Origin of the sequence: Paenibacillus sp. FSL W7-1279, assembly GCF_037969845.1 — a bacterium.
Lineage (GTDB): Bacteria > Bacillota > Bacilli > Paenibacillales > Paenibacillaceae > Paenibacillus_AQ.
The window spans coordinates 3,822,224-3,847,583 of the sequence record NZ_CP150215.1 but is presented as its reverse complement, the minus strand read 5'-3'; the positions used below and the strand labels follow the sequence as shown (position 1 = coordinate 3,847,583).

Genomic DNA, 25,360 nt, shown 5'->3' with positions numbered 1-25,360 from the left:
AATGTGCCGCACCCGCACGATTGGCTTTAAAGGCCGGCAGGCGGCCGATTAACACGCATATTCACACACATCGGAGGAGTTTAATTGCTTAAGTTACCCGTGAATTCCATTCGTAATACCATTTTTATTCGACTGGTCGCTACCTATCTCTTCGTCATTCTTCCGCTTATCATTCTCGGTATTTATCTGTATAACTGGAGTTACCAATACGCTAGCCAGGAAGTATCCAAAAATTCGCAGGCGCAGCTTTCGGCTTACCTGGATGGGTTGAACCGAGAAATCGAATGGTTGGAAATCCAGCAATACGATATTTTGCAGGATGAGGAACTGAACAAAATGGTGCTGACATGGGATATGATGAGCACGGTCGAAAGAAAAGCAAGCCTGCATTATTTGCTGCCGCGGCTGGTCTCCATCAAAAACAGCAGTGTCTACATAAAAGACGTATTCATTCATATCCGCAGCATGGATAAAACGATTTCGGCCATGACCGCGATGAATGCATTCGACTCGAGACGGTATAACGATGTCTATGCAGGAGAGGCGAACGGCAATCAAAGACTGCTGCAGATCGACGATACTTTCCATCTTGTGGCGGCCAAATACGGAGCTAGAAAAGGGGAAGAGCCGCTTCTGATCGTTCAGATCGAACTGGATGAGAGCAAACTCAGGGAATCCCTGATGCAAATCAGCGTATATCCGGAAAGCGGGGCTTTTATCGTCTCCGAGCCGTCCGGCTTTGCCCTGGCCAGCCATGAGGAGGCGGATCGTTTAATGAAAGAGGCCGTGCAGGCCATCCAACATGCGAATCGTCAAATTCTGAATATCGGCACAGGCAGGTATTTGATCGACAAGGCGTATTCCGACAAGCTGGACCTATCCGTGTTCACGTACTTGCCCACTGAGGCGGTGAAACGGCCGTTAAGTAAATTTTATGTCTGGGCATGGCTGTTTGCAGGCACGACCCTCTTGGCGATTGCCATCTACGCAGTTTCGACGTACAAATTGGTTCATAAACCGCTGCTTCTGCTTGTCCAGAGCTTCAGAAAAATGGAGGATGGCATGTTTAATATCCGGATCAAGCACGGACAAAAGGACGAGTTCGGCTATTTGTACGATCGATTCAATCAGATGCTCATCAAGCTGCAGCATCTGATTGACCAGGATTTCAGGCACAAGCTCATGATGCAAAGGGCGGAGCTGAAACAGCTCCAATCCCAAATCAATCCCCACTTTTTATATAACAGCTTCTTCATCCTGAGCTCCCTGGCCAAAACGGGGGATGTCACGCAAATCGAGTTGTTCACGAACATGCTGGGAGAATACTTTCGATTCATAACCCGCAATGATGCGGACAACGTTCCATTGCTGGAAGAGACGAGGCATTCCCGCATTTATACCGAGATTCAAAAGCTCAGATTTTCAAGGCGCATTCGCGTAGAATTCGGCGAGCTGCCGAAGGAAATGGAGGCGATCAAAGTACCGCGATTGATCATTCAGCCCATTATCGAAAATGCCTATGAGCACAGCCTCGAAAAGATGCAGGATGAAGGCTTGCTGCGTGTGTCGTTTCATCTGGATGACCAAGAAGCTTCCATCGTGATTGAAGAGAACGGGAACGGGCTGACGGATAACGATATCGACATGCTAAATAAGCGGCTTGAACGCACAGCCGAATCCGCCGAATCCCCTGAAGTGACGGGGCTTATCAATATCCATCGGCGAATTGCCCTGACGTACGGGGAAAGCAGCGGATTAGTCCTTTCAAGGAGTCCATTGAATGGACTGCGGGTCCAAATTCGAATCAGGCTGACGGAGGGGAATGAACATGTATAGACTGCTGGTCGTCGACGATGAAGAGATTATTACGAACAGTTTGTACGAAGTATTTCATCAGTGGATGCCCGAGAAGCTTGACGTTTGCCGGGCATACTCCGGCAAGGAAGCGCTGAATTGGATGTCGCGCACGAGAATCGACATCGTCCTGACGGATATACGCATGCCGGGCATGAGCGGATTGGAATTGACGGAGAGCATCCGGGCTCTCTGGCCAAGGTGCAGAATTATCTTTCTGACCGGTTACAGCGATTTCGATTACGCCTATCAAGCGATTCAGATGCCCAATGTCCGCTATTTGTTGAAGACGGAAGGCTTCGATAAGGTCATGGAGGTCGTGAAGGAAGTCATTCATGAAATCGAGAGCGGCAATCGCATGAATGAATGGCTCATGCAGTCCCGCGTGCAGATTGAAGCGCTGGAATGGATGGAGCAGGGAGAATACTTCCGGCAATTCGTCGCGGACAGCAGCCTGCTTGGACAGGACAAGGAAGCCATGCTGAGCGATTTCCGGACCTTGAACATCGGATTGGATCCGAAACTCCCTGTGCTGCTGGCTCTTGGCCGCGTAGCATACTCAGCAGGCAAAGCGTATGCAGAAAAGAAAAACAGCCATCGCTCGGTAAGGCTGATTTGGAATTCTTTTATGGATGAGCATGTCCGAAGCATCGGAGTCCTGGACAAACATGGGGATTTATTATGGATGCTTCAGCCGCGGTCCGAAAATCCATCCGGTGATCGTCTTGTTCTTTATTTGGAAGGGACGCTTGAACTGATCCAGGAAGCCTGCCTGGATTCTCTGGGACTTGCCGTATCGTTCACCATAAGCGGCTTCCCCTGCCGGTGGGAGGATGTAACCCCTCAATATGAAAGGCTGCGGAGACTCCAGCAGTTAAAGATGGGCGACGGCATTCCGATGATCCTGAAGGATCAAGTCGACTCTTCCCAGGCGTCTCACTGCAAGGAAGGAGTGGAGACGAGCCATAAGGCAGGCGTCTTGGAAGCCCATTTGGAGGCCGGAAGGGAGAGCGATTTCATGAGTGAATTGGAGCAATTGTCGGAATTCGTGCTGAACGGAGACGATCATCATCAGCATGCTGCACAAGCCTATTATTCTATCGCTCTCGTGCTGTATGCTAAGCTGACCCGGCTTGGGCTTCAAGACCCCACCGGTGAACGGGGGAAGCTGCTGGACTTGGAAGGTCATGATTCCATGAAGGAAGCTTTTCGGTATTTGAGGCGAACGGCCGAAGATATATTCGATTTCAAGCGCATGGATGAACGAGGCAAAACGGCGCATGTCATTGATCGGGTATGCCAGTATATCGAGGAGCATCTGGATCAGGACATCACCCTTGTGCATCTAGCCGAACGCTATTTTTTTAATCCCTCCTATCTCTCGCGTTTATTCAAGCAGGAACGGGGAATCAATCTCTCGGAATATATCGAAAAGTGCCGAATACGGAGAGCAAAGGAGCTGCTTAAGGAAGGGGATTTGAAGGTAAGGGACGTGGCGCCTCTAGTCGGATACGATGCCGCCCATTCCTTCACCCGCTTCTTCAAAAAGGCGACGGGTTTAACGCCGCAGGAATACCGGGACCATCTTGTAAAATAGGCAGGCGACCTATCATTTGCCCGGTGTTTTCAGATGGAATGTCCGGTTGTTGTCTTGCTTACCAAAAGGTACACTTTTTACGAACAATTCCGTTCATGTCGACCCGCATTGGGACTGACCAGATCGGAATGACAGGTCACCAAGTAACGATGAAGGAGGGCGTGTTCAGGGATGAAGCCCGGAAAGCCGTTACTGGTCATACCTACCGTATTTGCTTTCGTTTGCATAATTGTTGTTTTTGCAAACCTAGCGAGTCGTGGCCAAGACGATCCAAAAATGTTTAACCAGGAGCTGAGTGACAAGATGAGTGATGAAATCAAAGCCGGCAAAACAGGAACTGAAATGATGGGCCAGGGAAGCAGAGGCAATGTTGCGAGTCGGGATGCTGACAGCACCCGCAGGGAGGCTGCGGCCGCAATCGGCAAGATTCCGCCGAACGGGAATCCGGTGGTCTCCCATAAATTCGGCGCGGATCCCTATGCGCTGGCAGTTGACGGACGTGTTTATTTATATAACACGTACGACGCATTGGAGTATGACGGTGGCGGGAATGTCAAGGACAACAGCTACAGCACGATCAACAAGCTGTCCGTCATCTCTTCATCGGACCTGGTCAACTGGACCGATCACGGAGCAATCCAGGTCGCGGGACCGACCGGCGCTGCCGCATGGGCAACGCAATCGTGGGCGCCAGCGGCCGCGCATAAGGTGATTGACGGCGAGGACCGCTTCTTCTTGTATTTTGCCAACAATGCCAGCGGCATCGGCGTGCTGACGAGCGACAGCCCTGTTGGCCCGTGGACGGATCCGATCGGAAAGCCGCTGATCACAAGAAACACGCCGGGCGTGGAAGGTGTCACGTGGCTGTTTGATCCCGCCGTGCTCGTTGACGACGACGGGAAAGCTTATATCTACTTTGGCGGCGGCATTCCGGAAGGCGAAGCCGAAATGCCGAATACGGCTCGCGTCATGCAGCTTGGCGACGATATGATCAGCGTGCTTGGCGAAGCCGTCACGATTCCGGCTCCTTATATGTTCGAGGATTCAGGGATTAACAAATTTGACGGAAAGTATTACTATACGTACTGCTCCAATTTCTCGGAAGGAATGAGGCCGGAGAACAGCCCCCCTCCCGGCGAAATCGCCTATATGGTCAGTGAGCATCCGATGGGCCCATGGACGTATCAAGGGCCCATATTGAAAAATCCCGGGCATTTCTTCGGGGTCGGAGGGAATAATCATCACGCCATCTTTCAGTTCCAACAAAACTGGTATATTGCCTATCACGCCCAAACGTTGTCAAAATCCATGGGAGTTCCGAAAGGCTATCGCTCAACCCATCTGAACCGCGTTTATTTCGAGACGGACGGTAGCATCCGGGAGATAGACGCTGACATGGAAGGCGTGAAGGGGGTCCAGCCGCACAATCCCTTTCAGCGAACGGAGGCAGTAACGATGGCATGGAATGCCGGAATTCAAGTCAATCCGTCTACTGCTGCTGAAGACTTGCAGGACAGCCCGATATTGGCGGTCACGGACATCCACGACCGGGATTGGATCGCAGTGGCCGATGTTGATTTCGGAAAAGGAGCATCCGCGTTTACGGCTTGGGTCTCGGGAGTGGAAGGAGGAGGAAGCCTGGAGCTTCGGCTGGATCATCCGGAAGGAGAACGGATCGGCACAGTGAACGTACCGCCAGCATCCGGTGCGAAGCAGCGTCAGGAAATATCCATTGAAGTTTCAGGCGCATCCGGCATCCATCATCTTTACCTCGTATTTACCGGAAAGCAGGATCAGAAGTTATTTGATTTCGAAGCATGGCAATTTGAACTGTGATTGCATATATACAGCCCGTCCATTCATAACGTGAAGATGGCAAGCTAAAAAGGCGCTCGCGAGTCAAGCAGCGCCTTTTTAGGTGCTCTAGGTAAAAATGTACGTACAAGTTAGTGCTGGCCAGAGGCAACGGGAACCGTACGGGATCCATGCAATTTTCTATACATGTTAGCGCTTACGCCGACATAAGTCTTGAATTTTTTATAGAACCAATCCATATCGTTGTATCCCACCGCGTCAGCGATTTCGTATATCTTCATGTCGGTATGCGTCAGCAAGAATTTCGCTTTCTCCATTCGCTGCTGCAGCAGATATTCGTTAAACGTCATTTTCTCGTGGAACTTGAACTTCTGCACCAAGTAGGAATAGTTGAAATGCATCCGCTCGGCAATTTCTTTTAAGGTGATGTTTTGGTACATCGAATCCTTCAAGTATTCCTTGACCTCTTGAATGACCTGATCCTCCTTTTCCGCATGGACATGGGACAATCTATTATCCGGAAACCCGTCACCGGAATGGGTTGCCGGCGAGATCATCCGCAAGCAAGTGTTGAGGTCTTCGACCGTGAACGGTGCAGGCAGATAATCATGAACTTGCAGCTGCAAGGCTTTCCGGGTCCAATAAAAATCCGTGCTGCCTCCGGTAACAATGATGGGAACTTGACTTACGCGCCGGATGTTTGCGCATAACTCCATACCTTCGGAATCTGAACCAAGCGCATGGATAATCACCAAGGTGTATGGCTCCAAAGCAATGAATTGCATGGCGGACGAGGAGGACCTGACGCAGCGGAGCCGCGAGCATCTCAACTCATTCCAATCCGGCCGGATTCCCAGTGTTGCTTCATCATGGGATTCCAGATCAACAAACAGAACATCGTGCACAAAAGCTTCCCCCCAACTTCGTTGTAATAACGCTTTCATACGGTTTGATAACATTATGGGGAATGGAAACCCGAATCACAATGTGCCGATTTTTATATTTCTAACCGATATTTACTTCTTATAGAAATATAAGGGGCCTGTGTACGCGGAAGAAACATTGGCAACCCGAGATTGGACGGGTGAACGATCCCAAATTTGGCAGGTTGTTTCAACAAAATGTAAGCGCTAATATGGAGTTATGATTTATTCGGGCCGGGTCCCATAGCGGGATCCCTATCACTTGCTCGAAGTGGAAAGGAGGTCATGCTTTGCTTCGAATGCCTAAACGTGGCCGATGGGCGGCCACGGCAGTGGCAGCTGCGGTAGCAGCGTCCGTCGTTGTCCTGTTAATCCTGCCCCAAATGGGCAGCCGTGACAAGCCCCCCGCCGAAAGTCAGGCCCCAGGAAAACCGGAGGAAGGAGCAGTGGAGATAACAGGGGATTCGGATGCGTCGAACGGAAAACTGAATGCCGAACCCCCTGCCGGCACTAATCAAACGGCGTCAACTGAGCCGCAGGCACAGCCGTCCGCATCGCAAGATATTCCCTCGCTGCATGAACTCTTTGAGGAGGATTTTCCGATCGGCGCCGCGATCGAACCGAATCAGACCAACGGTCCAACATCGGAATTGCTGAAGAAGCATGTCCGCTGGCTGGTGGCGGAGAATGTCATGAAGCCGGATGCGATCCAGCCGTCGGAAGGCCAATTTATATGGACAAATGCCGACCGGATCGTGGAATTTGCCAAGGAGAACAACATGCAGGTCCGTTTCCACACGCTGGTCTGGCATACCCAAGTCGGGGCATGGTTTTTCCAAGATGCGGAAGGCAAGCCGATGGTGGATGAGACAGATCCCAAGCGCCAGGAAGCGAACAAAAAATTGCTGCTTGAACGCCTGGATACCCACGTAAGGACGATCGCCGGCCGATATAAGGGCGAGATTACGTCTTGGGACGTAGTGAATGAAGTCATTGAACCGGGGGATCCGGACGGAATGCGCGCGAGCGAATGGTATAAAATAGCCGGTACCGATTACATCGCAACGGCATTTCGAGCGGCTCGGGAAGCCGGAGGACCCGAAGCAAAGCTATATATTAACGATTACGGCACGGATAACCCTGTGAAAAGGGACCTTTTGTTTCAGCTGGTGAAAGATTTGCTGGAGCAAGGTGTTCCGATCGACGGGGTTGGACATCAGACGCATATTGACATTTATGGCCCATCGGTGGATTCCATCATCGCCTCGATGCGAAAATTCGCGGAGCTGGGCCTCGACAATCTTGTCACCGAGCTCGATATGAGCATTTATGCGTGGAATGACCGCAGTGATTACGGCCAAGATCTTCCGCATGAAATCCTGAACCTGCAAGCCGATCGGTATGGCGAGTTGTTCAAGGCATTCCGTCAAAACAAGGACATCCTCAGCGGCGTCGTTTTTTGGGGCATCGCCGACGACCATACCTGGCTTCATGGTTTTCCGGTCGCACGTACCAATGCGCCTTTGCTGTTCGACCGACAGCATCAGCCCAAACCGGCGTTTTGGGCTGTTGTTAAGGCGGCAAGGACGGAGTGATAAACGGACATCTCCGTATAGCCGGGCTAACATTTATGGATTTAATGCCCATAGCTTTAAGTCGCTTACGAAATAACGTTGATAAGGAGAGACCGAGTGATGAGAAGAAGCATGGAACGGCTGCCCAAGCTCCATGAAGCTTACGGCAATAGTTTCAAGATCGGAGCTGCCGTGAATCCGATCACGATGGTGACCCAAAAGGATTTATTGGCACACCACTTCAACAGCGTTACGGCAGAAAATGAAATGAAATTCGAGCGATTGCACCCATCGGAAGAGGTGTATACATTCGAGCAAGCCGACCAGTTCGTATCGTTTGCCAAATCGAACGGAATGTCGGTGAGAGGACATACCCTCGTATGGCATAATCAGACGCCGGAATGGGTGTTTCAAGACAGTTCCGGCCGGACAGCCGGCCGCGAGCTGCTGCTCGCTCGGATGAAATCGCACATCGATGAGGTCGTTGGCCGTTATCGCGGAGATATCTATGCTTGGGATGTCGTAAACGAAGCCGTTGCCGACAGTGGAAGCGATCTGCTTCGTTCCTCCCCGTGGCTTGCGTCGATCGGGGAGGATTTTATCGCAAAGGCTTTCGAATACGCGCACGAGGCAGATCCGCAAGCACTGCTGTTTTATAACGATTACAACGAATCCGTGCCCGAGAAGCGGGAGAAGATTTACGCGCTCCTCAAGTCGTTGAAGGAGCAGGATGTGCCGATTCACGGCGTCGGGCTTCAGGCCCACTGGAATTTGGAGTTTCCGTCTCTTGACGATATCCGCAGGGCAATCGAGAGATATGCAAGCCTCGGCATGTTACTGCATGTAACGGAGCTTGACGTATCCGTGTTTGCGCTTGAGGATAAGCGGACCGATCTGGCGGCGCCGACGGCAGAAATGCTTGAGCGCCAGGCGGAGCGTTACGGGCAATTGTTCCGGCTGCTTAAGGAGTACAGCGGCAGCATCGCTTCCGTGACCTTCTGGGGAGCGGCGGACGATTTTACCTGGCTGGATCATTTTCCGGTAAGGGGCCGTAAAAATTGGCCGTTCGTCTTTGACGAGAATCATCTTCCGAAGGAATCCTATTGGAATCTGCTCAAGGAAGCTGAGCCTGAAAGAACATTCCAGGATGTACGTTCGTAAGTCGTTTCCAGCTGTCGCCATTGGTTGAAAGGAGAATTCATCAGATGAACAAGACGCAGGTCAAGAATCCGGTCATTTGGGCGGACGTGCCGGATGTGGATGCCATCCGGGTAGGGGACGTCTATTATATGGTCAGCACCAGCATGCATTCCATGCCGGGCTGTCCAATTATGAGGTCCGAGGATTTGATGCATTGGGAGATCGTTAGTTACGTATACGATACGTTCGAAGACAACGAGGCCCATCGTCTGGAAGGCGGCAGCAATATCTACAGGCAAGGTTCTTGGGCGGCCAGCCTCCGCCATCATCGGGGGAAATTTTATGTTTGCTTTTCCAGCAACGATACCGGACGGTTTTATGTGTACCGCACGGACGATGTCATTCATGGGCCGTGGCAAAGATCCGTCATTGATGGACTGCGGCATGATCCGGGCCTGCTTTTTGAGAATGACCGGGTATTCGTGATCTACGGCAACGGGGACATTTACATCACCGAGCTGACCGCCGATGCAGACGCCCTTATGCCGAACGGAATTCACCAACGGCTCTTTGAAACGGAAACGGAGGGCATCGGCTTGCGCTGCGAAGGCTGCCATGCCTATCGAATCAACGGTTACTATTATTTGCTGTTCATTGAATGGCCGAAGGCAGGGTTCGGCAGCGGCCGGCGCAGACAAATCTGTTACCGGTCACGGGAATTGCTGGGCCCTTATGAACGAAAAATCGTATTGGATGACGATCTCGGCTACCATAACAAGGGAATCGCGCAAGGCGGGATGTTCGATACGCCGGATGGCAAGTGGTACGCGATGCTGTTCCAGGATCATGATGCCGTCGGGAGAATCCCTTGCCTGGTCCCGGTAGCCTGGGAGGAGGATTGGCCCGTCTTCGGCATCGAAGGCAAGGTGCCGGAACGGTTTGAGGTCGACTTGCCGCAAGCCGTTGCGAAGCCGCTCGTGATCAGCGATGAATTCGAATACGAATCGAATAAGCTGGCTCTGAATTGGCAATGGAACCACAACCCGGATTATCGGTTATGGTCCGTGACTGAACGTCCCGGTTTCCTAAGGCTGACAACAGGAAGCCTGTCACCGGCGGGCGTGCTGCAGGCCCGGAATACGCTGACGCAGCGCACGGAAGGGCCGGCATGCACGGGGACTGTCTTATTGGACACGGGGCATATGAAGCCCGGCGATCATGCAGGGCTTGTTGCTCTGCAAAGCCATTTCGGCACTGTCGGCGTCAAGGTCGCGGAGAACGGCGACAAGTTCATAGCGATGAGCGTAAACGATGGGAGCGGCAGGGAGAAGGAGCTGGAAACGGTTCGGTATCCCGGCAGGGAAGTGCATTTGAGAATTGATTTTGATTTTGAGAACAGCAAAGATGTGGCCTCCTTTCATTATTCTGTCGACGGGGCTGATTGGATGCCGATCGGCGGTGAGCTGAACATGCGGTATACCTTGGATCACTTTATGGGTTATCGCATCGGGCTTTATTATTATGCGACCAGGCAAACCGGCGGCCATGCCGACTTCGATTATTTTCGTTACGAAAAAGCCGAGCGTTAGAGCGCGTAACCGAAGAGAAGAGGAGCTGATCGATGTATGAAAAAAACAGGATGGACGCTCAAGCTGCTATTGGCCGTGCTGCTCCTGCTGCCCGCTACGCTGGGCCTCCATAATGGTGCAGCCGACGCATGGTCGGGCATGCCGATGTCCAAGCTTCGCGTCAGCGGCAATCAGCTGGTAAACAGCGAGGGGCAGCCCGTTGTCCTCAGCGGGTGGCACCAGCCCGGAGGCTCGTACTGGACGTATCAGGGAAGCGATTACTACCTGAACCGGAGCGGGGGGAATCGTCATGCTGCCATTTTGGCGTATTTAAAGGATATTACCGACACATTTTCCGATACCTCTCCGAAGTACGGCAACAGTCACGGCTGGTATATGAACCAGGTCAGGCTCTTTATCGACCGTGAAGACATGGGCGACGTGGCGGCCGGAACGTATAATTTTGCCGGTCTCCAGTCCTTTACGCAGAACGTCGTCGTGCCTTATATCCAGTATGCCAAGACCAAGGGAATCTACGTTACGCTAGGCCTCGACTTCACGCTCCAGGATAATCAGGCAACGACGCAAGCCAATCTCGAGAAATTTAATCAAATCTGGGGATATCTTGCGGCACAACCTGCGATCAAAAGCGCGGACAACGTCATGTTCGAGATCATCAATGAACCGGTGCTGTCTTATGCGAACGGTCGCTGGGGAGGACACCCGTCCGATCCCGAATTTCCGGCGTTTTGGGACTCGCTGCGCAATTTTCAAAATTCCATCATTTCCACGATCCGCAGTCAAGGGGCAGATAACGTGATATGGGCCGCCGGCCTTGGATGGGATCAATATTATCAGTTATGCGCCACGCGTCCGCTAACCGATCCGCTGAACAACTTCGGATATGCCGTGCATTGGTACCCGGGCTATGGAGCAAAGGATAACGGCTCGATACTCCAGCAGCAATGGGATACCAACATTAAGCCTTGCGCGGACAATTATCCGATCAATATTACGGAAACGACCTGGTTCAAACGGCTGCCGGGAGACTCGGAGTACTGGGAGCTGTTCAACGGCTCGAATGAAGGCTTTGGCAAAAACACCAAAGCCATATTTACGGCAGCCGGGAACGTCAGCATCGCGGTCCACATGAACGGTTTTCTTCTGCAGCCGGGGGCAAGAAGCACGTTTGCCGATCCGACGGCAGGGCTGCTCTTCGACGGTGATCCGGCACGGGACGGCATGGCCCGCTTCATCTTCGAATGGTATTACGAACGTGCGCAGCTTCATCCATGGAACGGCATATGGAACGGTATTTTATCGGGAGAAACCTATAAAATCGTGAACCGTGCCTCAGGGAAGGTGATCGACGTCCCGGGCGGACAAAACAGCAATTCGCTGCAGCTGCAGCAATGGCCGGACAATAACGCCACGGCCCAGCGATGGGTTGCGGACGATATGGGAGCATACAACAATGTATACCGGCTTCGCAGCGTCAGTTCGAGCGACGGCAAGGTGATGGATGTTAGAAACGGTTCCACAAACAACGGGGAAGCAATACAGCTCATGCAGGATTATGGGAATCAAGCACAGCGATTCCGCCTGATCAAGCTAAGCAACGGATACTGGAGCATCCTTAACGCGAACAGCAATAAAGCCGTCGAAGTGGCGGATGGTTCGTCCGCGGACGGAGCGAAGCTCCAGCAGAATCCTTATCGAGGGGATTTGCATCAGCAATGGCAGTTGATCAACGTAAATTGACGCTGCCGTACAGGTGGAGAGCGGCAAGGTGAGGAGGATGAAGAACGATGGCAGGCCATTTTACGCCAGCGGGAAATGAAACGGAAGGTCCAGTGGCGCCGCAGGATCCTGCAGTCAAACGCAGCGGACTGTACATCCTGTATGAGGCGATCATCGAAGCGACGACTCGTCCCGATGGGAAGTACGCGCAAGAGATATACCTGGACGGGAGTCAGCTCGTCGATAAAGCCCGATTTACCGGGGGTGTGACGGATGAAGCCATTCTTGAGCTGCTAAAGAGCAGCAGGGGTCTTCGCCGGCTGGTGGACAGTATCGGAATATCCGTTCATGCGCATGAACGGGACGTATCGAGCGTTCTGTTCACATTTTGGAATTGGGGAAATGCGAATCCATACGAAACGGGATCCCGGCAGAGTATAACCTGTCGAGCGAACGGCACGGAAACGCTCTTGGTTCTGGATAACGACGAAGATCGATATCCGGATGACGATGTTCCAGGCAAATTCGTCTTCGAGTTTGAACGAGAGGGCGTGTTGGCAACGGTCAGCATCGTATTCTATCTTCGTGACGGTTACCAAATCCCCGAGGCTGCAGTCGACCCCCCGGTCGATGTGGAATCACAAGCATATCAAGACATGATTAAGAAATCGCTCATAAGCCCGGGTCATAACAAACGATTAAAGGCGGCAATCGAAAAAGCGAAGCGGGGCGAGCCCGTAACCATCGCCTACATCGGCGGTTCCATTACCCAAGGGGCCGGCGCTGTCCCTCTCCATTCCCAATGCTACGCATACCAATCCTATGACCTGTTCAAGCGAAGGTTTGCACCCGCCGGCGACAGCCCGATTCGTCTTGTCAAAGCTGGCGTAGGCGGTACGCCGTCTGAGCTCGGCATCGTCCGCTATGAGCGGGATGTGCTTCGAGAAGGGGAGGTACGGCCGGATATCGTGATCGTTGAGTTTGCCGTCAACGACGCAGGCGACGAAACGAAAGGAAATTGTTACGAGAGCCTGGTACTCAAGGCTCTTTGCGCCGATCACAAACCCGCGGTGATTTTGCTGTTCAGCGTATTCGTGAACGACTGGAATCTTCAAGACCGTCTGGCCCCGGTCGGCTGGCATTACAATCTTCCGATGGTCAGCGTGAAGGATGCGGTCACGGAACAGTTCCGATGGACCAAGGAGCAAGGGACCGTGATAACGAAAAGACAGTTTTTCTACGACATTTATCATCCAACCAATGCGGGCCATCGGGTGATGGCCGATTGTTTGGACTGGTTATTCGAAGTAACCGATCGTTCCCCCCTCCACGAGGAGGACCTGGCGGATGAACAGCCTCCGCTGATCGGAAATGACTTCTTCGGAACGCAGCTGCTCGATCGCAGGAATGGCGATCGCATCGCCCGCATTGATCCCGGCGGTTTTTCGGACACCGACACGGATCTGCAAATGGCGGAGCTGGACGATCATGCATACGGGACGCCGCAATTTCCGCACAACTGGATGCATACGGCCGATTCCGGCGAGCACAGCTTTAAGATGAACATCCGGAGCAAGCGTCTTATCCTTGTTTATAAAGATTCGGGAAGCCGGGCATTCGGGACCGCGAAGATATGGGTAGACGGGAAGCTGAAGAAGACCGCCGATCCGCATGAAGTCAATTGGACGCACTGCAGCGCCGTGATTTTGTACAATGAGTCGAAGTCAGGAGAACATGCGGTAGAGATCCAGATGGCGGAAGGCCACGAGGATAAGCGATTTACGATCCTGGGCTTCGGTTACGTCCCATAAAATTGCATTAGATAGCTTCACGCTCCATGGGTAAGTTTGATTGGACATCAAGCGGCGCTCAATCAAAAAGATGAAGGGGAGAGGAAGATGAAGGAGACGGCACCGGCTGGATACGACGTTCCGCGGGAGATCGCCAGGGGGAAAATCGAAACGGTGGAATATGCATCCGAAACGGTAGGCAATGATCGAAAGGCGATGATTTACACGCCTCCGGGATATGCGGAAGACAACGTGTACAACGTTCTTTATTTGCTGCATGGCATCGGAGGTGATGAATCGGAATGGCACCGTCATGGCGATCCGCAGACGATACTAGATAATCTATATGCGGACGGGAAACTCGCGCCCATGGTCGTCGTGTTTCCGAATGGCCGTGCGATGCCAAATGATCGGGCGGAAGGGGACCTGTTTGCTCCGGACAAAATAAAAGCGTTCGAGACGTTCGAAATCGATCTGCTAAGCGATCTGATTCCCTTTATCGAGTCACGATACTCGGTATCGACAGGCCGGGAAAACCGTGCGATTGCGGGGCTGTCCATGGGCGGGGGGCAATCCCTGAATATCGGCTTGAAGCATCTCGACCGCTTCGCATGGATTGGCGCTTTTTCCCCGGCTCCGAATACGAAATCTCCGGAGCAGCTCGTCCTGAATCCGGAAGAAACGTCGGCACGGCTCAAATTGCTGTGGCTGTCATGCGGCGACGAGGACAATTTGAAGCAGATAAGCGACCGGACGCACGCGTATTTGTCGGAGCATCGGGTTCCTCACGTTTGGTATGAGGAAAGCGGAGGACACGATTGGCCCGTATGGAAGAACGATTTGTATCATTTTTCCCAGCTTCTTTTTAAAGATAACTGATGTTGAAGGAAGCCTTGCGCCATGTTGGCCGGGCTTTTTACTTTCAGCCAAAAACGAAAGGGTAAAATCATGACGTTATTGCCGAAGGACATTGTGTCCATTTTGGACCAAAACGGTATAAAAGCTGCTGATCTCCTGCACGGGATGGAGTGTGACCGGCTGCCGGACGGCGGTTTTTCAGAAAGCTATCTCGTATTGTCCCGAAAACACCTCCACATCTTTCGCAGCAGCGGCGTTACGAAGGAGAAGACGTTTTCGGGTTATGCAGCCGGCCGGCGCAAAGCTGCCGGCAAGCCGGAGCAAGAGGGTTCCGGCGATTGGGCTTGGGAACGCATTCCCCTCGAACGGCTCGAAGCCGTGACCATCGTTAATCTGGTCGCTTCCGGCATGGTTGTTGCCAAGGAGAAGGAGGAGCGAGTGATCGGTGCATTCACAAGCGGCCATATGAATCAGGCCGTCCGGTTTGCGCAAGCCTTCGATAAATTGAAGAACAACGAGCCGTTTGAAGCCTTCGAAATTGACGGAAAATCGGACGGGGCCTCATGCCCGACATGCGGATTGATGTACCCCGAAGAAGGCAGGCCATTCTGTCCGAAATGCATGAAGAGGCATGCGGTATTCGCACGTTTGCTGTCATTTGCGGGCAAGTATAGGCTGTCCATCTTTTTTATCGTGTTGTTTATGCTGCTGAACTCGGCGACCGGTCTCGTCATTCCTTATTTCCAGGGCACCGTGCTGTTTGACCAGGCGCTTGCCGGCAATGGCGCTTTTGCGGGGCGGATCGGTCTGGTCATCGTGATCATCCTCGCATTCCGAACGCTGTCGCTGTTGTTCGGCATCTTGTTCGGCACCATCATCGCAAAGCTGGCGGCAAAGGTTGCCTTCGATTTGAAAGCGGCGGTATTTACCTCGTTGCAGCGGTTGTCGCTCGATTTTTTTATGCGCAGGCAGACCGGCCATCTTATGACCCGCGTGAACAACGACGCACAGGAATTGCAATATTTTTTTGTTGACGGGCTTTCTTACTTCATCGTGAATGCGATGAACATCATCGGCATCATTGCCGTGCTCCTATGGATGGATTGGCGGCTTACGCTGATCTGCCTGCTGCCGATGCCGCTGGTCTTCTGGCTTGTCCGGACTGCGTTCCCGAAGCTGTGGCGTTTGTCATGGCGGAGGCACCGCAAGGTAAGCGCTCTGAATTCGATCATCAGCGATTCGGTTCGCGGCTCGCGGGTCGTCAAGGCATTCGGTAAAGAACAGGTAGAGATCGGCCGCTTTCAGCAGGCAAACGATGCATTCTCCGGTGCCGAGCAGCGCTTTAATAAATGGAGCGGAACCGTGTTTCCGATTCTTAATTTTCTAACGCAGGCGGGCGGAATATTGATCTGGGCGTTCGGCGGTTGGTACGTGATGCAAGGCCGGATGTCTTTTGGCTCAGTGCTTACGTTCGTCAACTATATGATGATGCTGTACGGGCCGATTCAGTTCATGAATAATATTATCGGCTGGTGGTCCAATTGCATGGCGGCTGCGCAGCGTATCTTCGAGATCCAGGACGCCGTACCTAGCGTAGCAGAGCGTCCCGGAGCCGTTTCATTAGTGACAATGAAAGGCGACATCGAGATCGACAACGTTTCGTTCGGCTATGAGCCGAACAAACCGATTTTGAAGCAGGTGTCCCTGCGCGCGAGACCCGGGCAAATGATCGGCGTCGTCGGCCATTCAGGAGCGGGGAAGTCGACGCTGGTCAATCTCGTGTCACGATTGTACGACGTAACCGAGGGAGAGATCCGGATCGACGGCGTCAATGTCAAGGAGCTTTCGATTGCTTCACTGCGTCGTCATATCGGCATCGTCTCTCAGGATATCTATGTATTTACAGGCAGCATCGCAGAAAATATCGCGTACGCCGATCCCGATTGCCGGATGGAAGACATTCTGCATGCGGCCAAAATCGCGAACGCGCACGATTTTATTCAAAAGCTGCCGGACGGCTACGATACGGAGATCGGCTCGGGCGGCTACAGCTTGTCCGGCGGGGAGAAGCAGCGGCTGTCGATCGCGCGGGCCGTGCTGCACAACCCGAAGGTGCTCATTCTCGACGAGGCAACCGCTTCGCTTGATACCGAGACGGAGCTGCAAATCCAGGAGGCGCTCGATTCGCTCGTCAAAGGACGGACCACGATCGCGATCGCCCACCGGCTGTCCACGCTAAGGCAAGCCGATTATCTGGTCGTGATGGACAAGGGCGCCGTCGTTGAAGCGGGCACGCATGACCAGCTGATGGCGATGGAGGGCGTCTACCGGGAGCTCGTTCGCAAACATGATGAAGCGCTTAAAATGAAAGGGGAAATCATCGCATGAGGATGGAAGAGCACCAGGGAATGGAGCTGGCGGATGCCGCGGGCATCCGTTATTTGACACCGAGCAATTCGGAATTTGCGGAGACGACGGGCCATCTGCTGTCCGTCTGGACCAAAGGCGAGGTGCACTCGCCGGTTTACGTTCATTGCTCCTTCCCGCATACGAACCAGCGCTCCTTCCTGTCGATTCGAACGGCGGACAACAAGGAGATCGGTATGATCCGCTATCTTGACGTTTTTCCGCAAAGCACGGCTTCTATCATTGAAAGGCAGCTGAAGATCCGTTATTTTACCCCGGAAATTACCAAGGTGATTGCCGTAAGCGAGGAGTTCGGCTATTCCTATTGGGAAGTTGAAACGACTGCCGGACGGTGCCGGTTCACGGTGCGAAACGGCAGCGGCAGCGTCAAGTTTGCAGCGGAGAACCGCCTGCTGATCATCGACGTCGACGGGAACCGGTTCGTCATCCCGCAGGTGGATCAGCTTAGCGACAAGGAATACCGAATGATCGAAACGAGATTGTAGATGGCGATAACGGAGGAATATCGATGAATTTAAACTTCACGCTTTCGGAGCAGAATTTCGCGGCAGCACGGCAAGTCATCGGAGAGGAGATCGACTATTGCGTCCCTGCCGACCTGTCGCTGGATGGGCGGCGGGTGGAGGGATACCTGGCGATCGGCAGCGGCAGGTGGGCGCATGTGCGGGACGGCCAAGTGCGGGATCACGGGAACATCGCGGACGCCTGCGATTATCATCTGGTGCCGTTCGTTGGCAATGCGGTGCTTGAAGCCACGGAGAACGGGACGAAACGAATCATCGTCAGGGTGACGATGCAGCATGCGTCCAGGTACGGCTATATCACCCAAATCCTGAACGATATGGCCGCCAATCGCCCCGTCCGGATTTATCGTGACGAAGGGGATCCGGTTTGCGCGGAATGCGGAAGCGCGCTCGTCCCGGGTACGCGGGTGTGTCCCAGATGCATGAGTAAGGCAGCTGCATTCAAACGACTGCTTCTCATATCCAAAAGACACTGGCGAAGCTTGATGCTTGGACTAGGTGTCCTTATCGCTGCCTCGGCGTTGGCGATGGCCGGGCCTTACTTCCAGAAGCTGCTGGTCAACGCGGCGCTGCTCCCCCCTGCCGGACAAGAGGCCAGCGTAAGGGTATTTTGGCTCGCACTCCTTGGGATGCTGTTCACCCTGGCTTTCGGGGAGCTGCTCGGCATTGCCAGAAACCGGATCATGGCCAGCGTCAGTATGGGCATTGCGGCCGACCTGCGCAAAACGGTGTTCGATCGGATTCAGAGCATGTCGCTCGGATTTTTGACGTCCCAGCGAGCGGGAGACCTGATGAACAGAGTGACGGCCGATACGGACCGCATCCGCCACTTGATTCAGGAAATGTGCACGACGGCCATCCACCAACTGCTCATTCTGATCGCTTCAGCGACGCTGCTTTTTTCCGCCGATTGGCGGCTGGCGCTGATCGTGCTGCTTCCGGCTCCATTCGTTGGTTATTTGCACTACTATATTTGGAGGCATGTCTTAAACAGGCTTTTTCACAAGCAGTGGCGCATCTCCGACAAGGCAAACTCGTTTCTACACGATGTCCTCAGCGGCATTCGGGTCGTGAAGGCTTTCGGCCAGGAAGAGCGGGAGATTCGCAGATTCCGGACATATAACGGCGAATTCGCTGCTGCTGCGTTGAAAAGCGAGAAGTTGTACAGCATTTTATCGCCGATCTCGAATTATTTGATTCAGATCGGCCAATATCTCGTACTCCTGATCGGCTGCTACATGATTATCGGCCGGGAGATGAACGTAGGCGAGCTGATCCAGTTCAGCGCTTATGCCGCCATGATTTTCGGGCCGATTTCCTGGCTGATGTTCATGCCGCGCTGGATCGCGAATGCGGTCATTTCGATGCATCGCGTATTCTCGGTAATCGACGAGCAGCCGGAAGTCATGGATGCAAACAACGCGTTGGGCCACCGGATTCGGGGCAAGATCGAGTTCCGAGACGTTTTTTTTGGTTACAGATCGTATGAGCCAGTCCTAAAGGAGATTAATCTCACCGTGAAGCCGGGGGAGATGATCGGACTCGTCGGCCATTCCGGATCGGGCAAATCGACGACAATCAATCTGATTTCCCGTTTCTATGATGTGAACGAAGGGGAGATCCGGATTGACGGTATCAATATCCGGAAGATCCGGCAGGAGGATTTGCGCTCGCAAATCGGCGTCGTGCTGCAGGAGACGTTCCTGTTCAGCGGGACGATCGCGGAGAATATTCAATACTCGAAGCCGGGCGCAAAGCCGGAAGAGGTTATCGAGGCGGCCAAAATCGCCAACGCGCACGATTTTATCATCAGCTTGCCTGATGGTTACGACACGAGGCTGGAAGAGAACGGGAACAACCTGTCGGGAGGCGAGCGTCAGCGGATCGCCATCGCGAGGGCCGTGCTGAACGACCCCCGAATCCTCATTCTGGACGAGGCGACGGCTTCGCTTGATATCGAGACGGAGGCGGCCATCCAGGAGGCGCTGAAACGGGTGACGAAGAATCGCACGACGATCGCTATCGCACATCGTCTCTCTACGCTTCGCAATGCCGATCGGCTCGTCGTTCTCGACAAGGGGCGGATCGCTGAAGTCGGCACGCATCGCGAATTGATGAAAAAGCAGGGGATTTATTACAAACTGATCTCCGCCCAGCGCGGCATGTCCCGCAAGAGCGATCCTTCCGCGGTGGTATGACGCCGCCAGATGCTTACTGTGAAATAGACGATATGGAAAACACAAAGATGGATCTTTATGAACGCTGGAGAAATTGAGCCAAGTTTCCTATTCTGAGCTGCTGCCCGACATTGTAAAGATTACACTGAACTGTTCATCCGGGTGCCCCTAAATCTGCAAGATAGCCTGGGAAAAAACACGCTGTCGACCGGAGACAGGCTGAAACGGTTTAAGGGAGGGCTGAGAGGATAACGGGCTGATTGAACCTATTTTCAATTCGGCCGATATTTACTTATTACCTCCAGCCAGCCGGGAGTGGTTGGATGATTATGAGAAAGTGGTGCCGGGTCATCGCACATTTCCCATTTGTTTGCGTTTTATCCGGGCGAAGGTATTAACGTGAATTCCACGCCAGAGCTGATTGCAGCGGCTCGAACGACATGGATCGCAGGCTGGCTAACGGCGTCGGACATACCGGCTGGAGCCGAGCGTGGTTCATCAACTTCTGGGTACAACCGTTGGATGCCGACAAAGCTTACGAAGACGTAAGAGCGATGCTCACTCCACGCTGGTTTGATCCGTCTGCTGTCCGCTTTGCGTAACAGCTGGAGCGATGTGGAAGTTAGAGGGCTGCTGTCACGCTTATCCCGACTTTTCCCGGTTGGCAAATGGTGGTCGAATCCAACAGTTATTTGCCCTTGATTTTGCCAGCAGCGTTTAACATTTTATGAATAGGGCAGTTCATAGAACGATCCCCAAATCACTTGACGAAGCAGCTCTTGTTGACGGAGAAGGTTATTTTTACATTGTCAGGCATGTTATTTTTCCTTTATCCAAATCGGCTGTCATTGTGGTTGCGCTGTTTCAGTTTCTGGGTGTTTGGAACGATTTTTTGGGCCCGCTTGTTTACATCAACAAGGAATCTAAGTTCACGCTGGCGCTTGGCGCAATTTATTGGCTATTACACAGCTCAATGGGAGTTGTTGATGGCGGCGGCCACGATGGTTCTCTTTCCGCCTATTATGCTGTTTATATTAGGACAAAATACTTTATTAAAGGCATTGCGGTATCCGGGCTGAAAGATTAATAGCTCGTTCTGCCGACATATCGAAAGGAGGAACTCAATGAAAGCATTGAGAGGCAAACAGGTCATTTTGAAAGAGCAAGAACTGATTCGCAGGGAACGAGCGAACAGAAGCTATCTGATGAAGCTGGACAGCGGTCATCTGTTGTTTAATTATCATTTGGAGGCCGGAAGATTTCATGGAAGAACGATTCCCGAAGGTGCGCACGGCGGTTGGGAAACGCCGGTCTGCCAATTGCGCGGCCATTTTCTTGGTCATTGGTTGTCTGGTGCGGCGTTGCATTATGAAGAAAGCGGCGACATCGAATTAAAGGCCAAACTGGATGCTATTGTCCATGAATTGCATGAATGCCAACGCGATAACGGCGGTCAGTGGGTCGGTCCGATTCCCGAAAAATATCTGCACTGGATTGCAAGCGGAAAAAGCATCTGGGCGCCCCAATACAATTTGCACAAAATATTAATGGGGTTGGTCGATGCCTGGCAATATGCCGGTAATCGGCAGGCCCTGGATATCGTGGATCGTTTCGCGGACTGGTTTGTCGAATGGAGCGGCACATTCACAAGAGAGCAATTCGACGATATTCTCGATGTGGAGACAGGCGGAATGCTTGAGGTTTGGGCCGATCTGTTGCACATAACCGGAGCGGACAAATATCGTGTGCTGTTAGACCGGTATTATCGCAGTCGGCTGTTTCAACCCTTGCTGGAGGGCAAGGATCCGCTTACGAATATGCATGCTAACACTACGATACCGGAAGTGCTCGGCTGTGCGAGAGCTTATGAGGTTACCGGAGACGACAGATGGCTGTCCATCGTCCAAGCGTATTGGAATTGCGCTGTAACGGAAAGGGGAAGCCTTGCGACAGGCGGTCAAACCGCTGGAGAGGTCTGGATGCCGAAGATGAAGATGAAGGCCCGCCTAGGTGACAAAAATCAGGAGCATTGTACTGTCTATAACATGATCCGACTAGCAGATTTCTTATTTCGTCAATCTGGCGACCCTGCCTACGCGCAATATATCGAGTACAATCTATACAATGGCATTATGGCGCAAGCCTATTATCAGGAATATGGTTTGACTGGTAGTCAGCATAACTATCCCAGAACCGGCCTGCTGACCTATTTCCTCCCCATGAAGGCCGGTCTGCGCAAGGAGTGGAGCACGGAAACCGACAGCTTCTTCTGCTGCCACGGCACGATGGTTCAGGCGAATGCGGCCTGGAACATGGGAATTTATTATCAGGACGGGGTTATCGTCTATATCAGTCAATATTTCGATTCCGAGTTGCACACAAGTATCGCTGGAACCCTCATACGGATCGTACAGACGCAGGACAAAATGAGCGGGAGCCTCCTATCCTCGTCTAACACGGCCGGGTACCAAGCTATTAATGATACAGCGTCGACAAATGAAAATATACCTACTTTTCGCAAATACGATTTCATTGTATCTGCTGCCGCACCGACAACGTTCACGCTCCGCTTACGCATACCTGAGTGGATCATGGCGGGAGCATCCGTGTACGTCAATGACGTTCTGCAGGGGACGACTCTGGACAGCGAGAACTTCTATGACATTCACAGAGCATGGAAGGAAGGCGATACCGTCTCGATTATGCTGCCAATCGGCATTCGGTTTGTTCCGCTACCGGACGACGAACGAACAGGTGCCTTCCGATACGGGCCAGAAGTGCTGGCAGGCTTGTGCGAATCAGAACAGCAGCTCTATATGAGGGATGAGGATATTGCGTCCGCTATCGAGAACGAAAATGAACGTGAATGGGGGAGTTGGCGGTATTTCTTCAAGACAGTCAACCAGGAACCTGCCATCACGTTCAAACGAATTCGGGATATCGGGTACGAACCTTATCAAATTTACTTCAAAGTAACGCGTACAAAATTATAGTGAAGAGAGAAAAATAAATATTCTGTGTGTCCAGCCGATCAACATATCCATTCCTGCGATAGATCTAGGCTGAGGACTAGTACGATCAAACAGGCGGATACTGAGATCGGCAAAATTGCCATTTCCGTAATGGAGATTTGAGAGTTGTAAGCTGTCGGAGGTCTCATATAACGTTCCTGTTCGGCGGGACGATCGGAGTGAATATTCATTACTCGAAGCCGAGTGCAAAGCTGGAAGAGATTATTCTTGAAAAGCCTTATCCGTTAGGAGGGAAGAAGCAGCGTATGGATAATGAATTTCACAGCGTTCTCTGCTATACGAGAGAACCGCTTGAACCGGAAATCTATTCCCCGAAGCTTGCATATAGTATGCATCTCGCTTACACCGATGACGGGATGAGTTATCGGGAGCTTAATCACAACTCGGGGGTGCTGTTCGCTAAAGCCGCCGAGCTCTCAAACGGCACGCTGTCCGCCAAGAGTTTGAAGAATCCGTACCTGTTCCACATGGCTGACGGAAACTTTGGCGTACTGGCCATTCGGACGGAAGCGGACGGTTCTCCCGATCAGCAGAGCAAGGGCTCGGTGCTTTTGTTCACTTCCCCGGACTTGCTGCAGTATCGGGAGCTCGGTCTGTTGAACCTAACGAAAGGGCTTCGTGTACAAGATATCATGTGCGAATATGAACATGCTTCCCGAAGGTATATCCTTCGTTGGCGTGAAGAAGACGGAAGGTATTATCAAAGGGAAATGGCGGACGTGACATGCCCGGACGACGCTGCCAAGCCGAATCCGTGCGAAGCTTTCACGCTAAGCCCAAGACGCGTCGACATTGAAGGAGCAGTGCCCCGCAATGCGATACGTGTATCGCGAGGCGTGGCTCAGAGGCTGATTCATAAGCTTACGGTACCGGTTCATGTGCGTAATGAACTCCCGGAGCGTGTGGCCGTTTCGTCCAAAGAACAGTTACAAGCGGTTAAAGTGACGGCGATATACAGTGACGGCACCACCGCGATCAAGCCGATTGAGTGGGATGCGTCCGAGATCGATTGGAGCCGTCCCGGAACTTATCGCATTTCTGGAAGCATTCGGCAGGATCGCTATACGTTTCCGATGGCGACGAACCGTGCCGACCCTTGCATTGCGCAGTGGGACGGAAGGTATTATTTTGTCGCGACCAATGATGCCGACGGCAACCATACGATATCGATCCGGGAGGCGGATTCCATATTCGGTCTGGTCTCGGCAGAAGAAACCAAAATCCTGGATACAGGCATGCATGATCATCTGAAGCGATTTCTGTGGGCGCCTGAACTTCATGGCATCGGCGGCGATCTGTATATTTTTCTTGCCGGCAGCAGCGGCGAATTCAAAGACATTCAATCGCATGTTATGCGGTTAAAGAATGGCGGCAATCCGAGAATGGCTGCGGATTGGGGGACCCCGATCCGGGTCGCCAGGCATGACGGAAGCCCGCTGTTTCAAGCCGGCATAACGCTGGACATGACCGTATTAGAGCGGAAAGGCCGTTTATATGTGCTCTGGGCGCAAAGGGAATTGGTACCGCATGACTTGGGCTCGTGGATCTATATCGCCGAGGCGGATCCGAGGGAACCGTGGAGACTGATATCGGAGCCTGTCCTGCTGTCCAAGCCCGATTACGGCTGGGCGAACAATCAAACGTTCGTGGAGGAAGGGCCCTTTGCACTCATGACAGACCGGAAGATCTTCGTGACGATATCCGGTGCTCTGGTCGATGCCACGTATTGCGTCGGCATGCTCAGCGTCAATTCTGACGCTGATTTGCTTGACCCGAACCAATGGACGAAGCGAAATTACCCGCTGCTAACCTCCAGAAGCGTGCCGGGCGAATACGGGCCAGGACACAATTCTTATGTGAAGGACGAGGAAGGAACGATCTGGAGCGTATATCACGCTCGTCCAGGCATCGGAGAGCCCCGCTGCTCGGGTCTCCGTCGCGTACATTTCGACGTTGACGGTGAACCGATGCTGGGCTTGACGGAAGAGAGGGACCTGAATCCAGCGCTTGCGTCCGTACACCTGGATGTGCAGGTGGAAGCATTGGTGGAAGGCTGACGGAACAACAACTTTTCTGGGTTTGTGCGAATTGTTGAACATGAAGAACAAAAGAAGCGCCGTGTTCCCGTGTGCGGGTACGCAGCGCTTCTTTTGCGTTTTGACGACGTGAACCCGAGGTTAATCCTTTCCAATGATGGATTCAGATTGGGCACACCGTATAGCCGACGCTCATGCGCTTTCCACTCTCCGGCCCTTTGCGTTGCCCAGAGCATCAACACTTTTAGTAATTACAAATCGTGTTTAGTTTCTCTATGGTTCGTTTTCGCAAGCAGTTATATGAT

Annotated in this window: 17 protein-coding genes; 16 read left to right on the top strand and 1 reads right to left on the bottom strand. The window is 52.7% G+C overall.

Annotated elements, in window-relative coordinates; all coding sequences use genetic code 11:
• The first annotated feature begins 84 nt into the window (after nt 1-84).
• The 3 genes from MKY82_RS17040 to MKY82_RS17030 all read left to right on the top strand — a co-directional run bounded on the left by MKY82_RS17040 (nt 85) and on the right by MKY82_RS17030 (nt 5,287).
• Nucleotides 85-1,836 carry a histidine kinase gene (locus MKY82_RS17040; protein WP_339217326.1) on the top strand — a complete coding sequence of 584 codons (1,752 nt, stop codon included), beginning with the start codon at nt 85-87 and terminating at the stop codon, nt 1,834-1,836.
• Nucleotides 1,829-3,451 (top strand): response regulator, encoded by a 1,623-nt coding sequence (locus MKY82_RS17035; protein WP_339217324.1) that lies wholly within the window; start codon nt 1,829-1,831, stop codon nt 3,449-3,451. Before MKY82_RS17040 ends, MKY82_RS17035 begins: the two co-directional genes overlap by 8 nt.
• A gap of 171 nt (nt 3,452-3,622) precedes the next feature.
• Nucleotides 3,623-5,287, top strand: coding sequence for a glycoside hydrolase family 43 protein (locus MKY82_RS17030; RefSeq protein ID WP_339293909.1), 1,665 nt, complete (start codon nt 3,623-3,625; stop codon nt 5,285-5,287).
• Between the two features lie 110 nt (nt 5,288-5,397).
• Here MKY82_RS17030 and MKY82_RS17025 read toward each other — a convergent pair whose 3' ends face one another.
• On the bottom strand, nt 5,398-6,171 hold the full coding sequence (locus MKY82_RS17025) for a helix-turn-helix domain-containing protein (RefSeq protein ID WP_339217320.1): 774 nt from the start codon (nt 6,169-6,171) through the stop codon (nt 5,398-5,400).
• Nucleotides 6,172-6,479: 308 nt separating this feature from the next.
• Between MKY82_RS17025 and MKY82_RS17020 the strand changes: the two genes are divergently transcribed.
• From MKY82_RS17020 to MKY82_RS16960, 13 genes are all read left to right on the top strand, one after another.
• On the top strand, nt 6,480-7,784 hold the full coding sequence (locus MKY82_RS17020) for an endo-1,4-beta-xylanase (protein WP_339217318.1): 1,305 nt from the start codon (nt 6,480-6,482) through the stop codon (nt 7,782-7,784).
• Between the two features lie 99 nt (nt 7,785-7,883).
• The gene (locus MKY82_RS17015) at nt 7,884-8,924 is read left to right on the top strand and encodes an endo-1,4-beta-xylanase (protein WP_339217317.1); all 1,041 of its coding nucleotides are present in this window, start codon (nt 7,884-7,886) and stop codon (nt 8,922-8,924) included.
• A 44-nt stretch (nt 8,925-8,968) separates the two neighbouring features.
• A complete protein-coding gene (locus MKY82_RS17010) occupies nt 8,969-10,492 on the top strand; it encodes a glycoside hydrolase 43 family protein (RefSeq protein ID WP_339217315.1) in 1,524 nt (507 codons plus the stop codon).
• A gap of 36 nt (nt 10,493-10,528) precedes the next feature.
• Nucleotides 10,529-12,232 carry an RICIN domain-containing protein gene (locus MKY82_RS17005; protein ID WP_339217313.1) on the top strand — a complete coding sequence of 568 codons (1,704 nt, stop codon included), beginning with the start codon at nt 10,529-10,531 and terminating at the stop codon, nt 12,230-12,232.
• Between the two features lie 47 nt (nt 12,233-12,279).
• On the top strand, nt 12,280-14,022 hold the full coding sequence (locus MKY82_RS17000; RefSeq protein WP_339217311.1) for an SGNH/GDSL hydrolase family protein: 1,743 nt from the start codon (nt 12,280-12,282) through the stop codon (nt 14,020-14,022).
• An 87-nt stretch (nt 14,023-14,109) separates the two neighbouring features.
• Complete coding sequence (locus MKY82_RS16995; RefSeq protein WP_339217309.1) at nt 14,110-14,880, top strand: alpha/beta hydrolase-fold protein; 771 nt, start codon at nt 14,110-14,112, stop codon at nt 14,878-14,880.
• A gap of 69 nt (nt 14,881-14,949) precedes the next feature.
• The gene (locus tag MKY82_RS16990; RefSeq protein WP_339217306.1) at nt 14,950-17,247 is read left to right on the top strand and encodes an ABC transporter ATP-binding protein; all 2,298 of its coding nucleotides are present in this window, start codon (nt 14,950-14,952) and stop codon (nt 17,245-17,247) included.
• Complete coding sequence (locus MKY82_RS16985) at nt 17,244-17,771, top strand: DUF1854 domain-containing protein (protein ID WP_339293908.1); 528 nt, start codon at nt 17,244-17,246, stop codon at nt 17,769-17,771. Before MKY82_RS16990 ends, MKY82_RS16985 begins: the two co-directional genes overlap by 4 nt.
• Before the next feature lie 23 nt (nt 17,772-17,794).
• Nucleotides 17,795-20,008 carry an ABC transporter ATP-binding protein gene (locus MKY82_RS16980; RefSeq protein WP_339293907.1) on the top strand — a complete coding sequence of 738 codons (2,214 nt, stop codon included), beginning with the start codon at nt 17,795-17,797 and terminating at the stop codon, nt 20,006-20,008.
• A gap of 419 nt (nt 20,009-20,427) precedes the next feature.
• Nucleotides 20,428-20,589 (top strand): hypothetical protein, encoded by a 162-nt coding sequence (locus MKY82_RS16975; protein ID WP_181469868.1) that lies wholly within the window; start codon nt 20,428-20,430, stop codon nt 20,587-20,589.
• 125 nt (nt 20,590-20,714) lie between these two features.
• Nucleotides 20,715-21,074 carry an ABC transporter permease subunit gene (locus MKY82_RS16970; RefSeq protein WP_233354949.1) on the top strand — a complete coding sequence of 120 codons (360 nt, stop codon included), beginning with the start codon at nt 20,715-20,717 and terminating at the stop codon, nt 21,072-21,074.
• Nucleotides 21,075-21,111: 37 nt separating this feature from the next.
• A complete protein-coding gene (locus tag MKY82_RS16965) occupies nt 21,112-22,980 on the top strand; it encodes a beta-L-arabinofuranosidase domain-containing protein (RefSeq protein ID WP_339293906.1) in 1,869 nt (622 codons plus the stop codon).
• Nucleotides 22,981-23,177: 197 nt separating this feature from the next.
• Nucleotides 23,178-25,076 (top strand): family 43 glycosylhydrolase, encoded by a 1,899-nt coding sequence (locus tag MKY82_RS16960; protein ID WP_339293905.1) that lies wholly within the window; start codon nt 23,178-23,180, stop codon nt 25,074-25,076.
• Nucleotides 25,077-25,360: the final 284 nt, after the last annotated feature.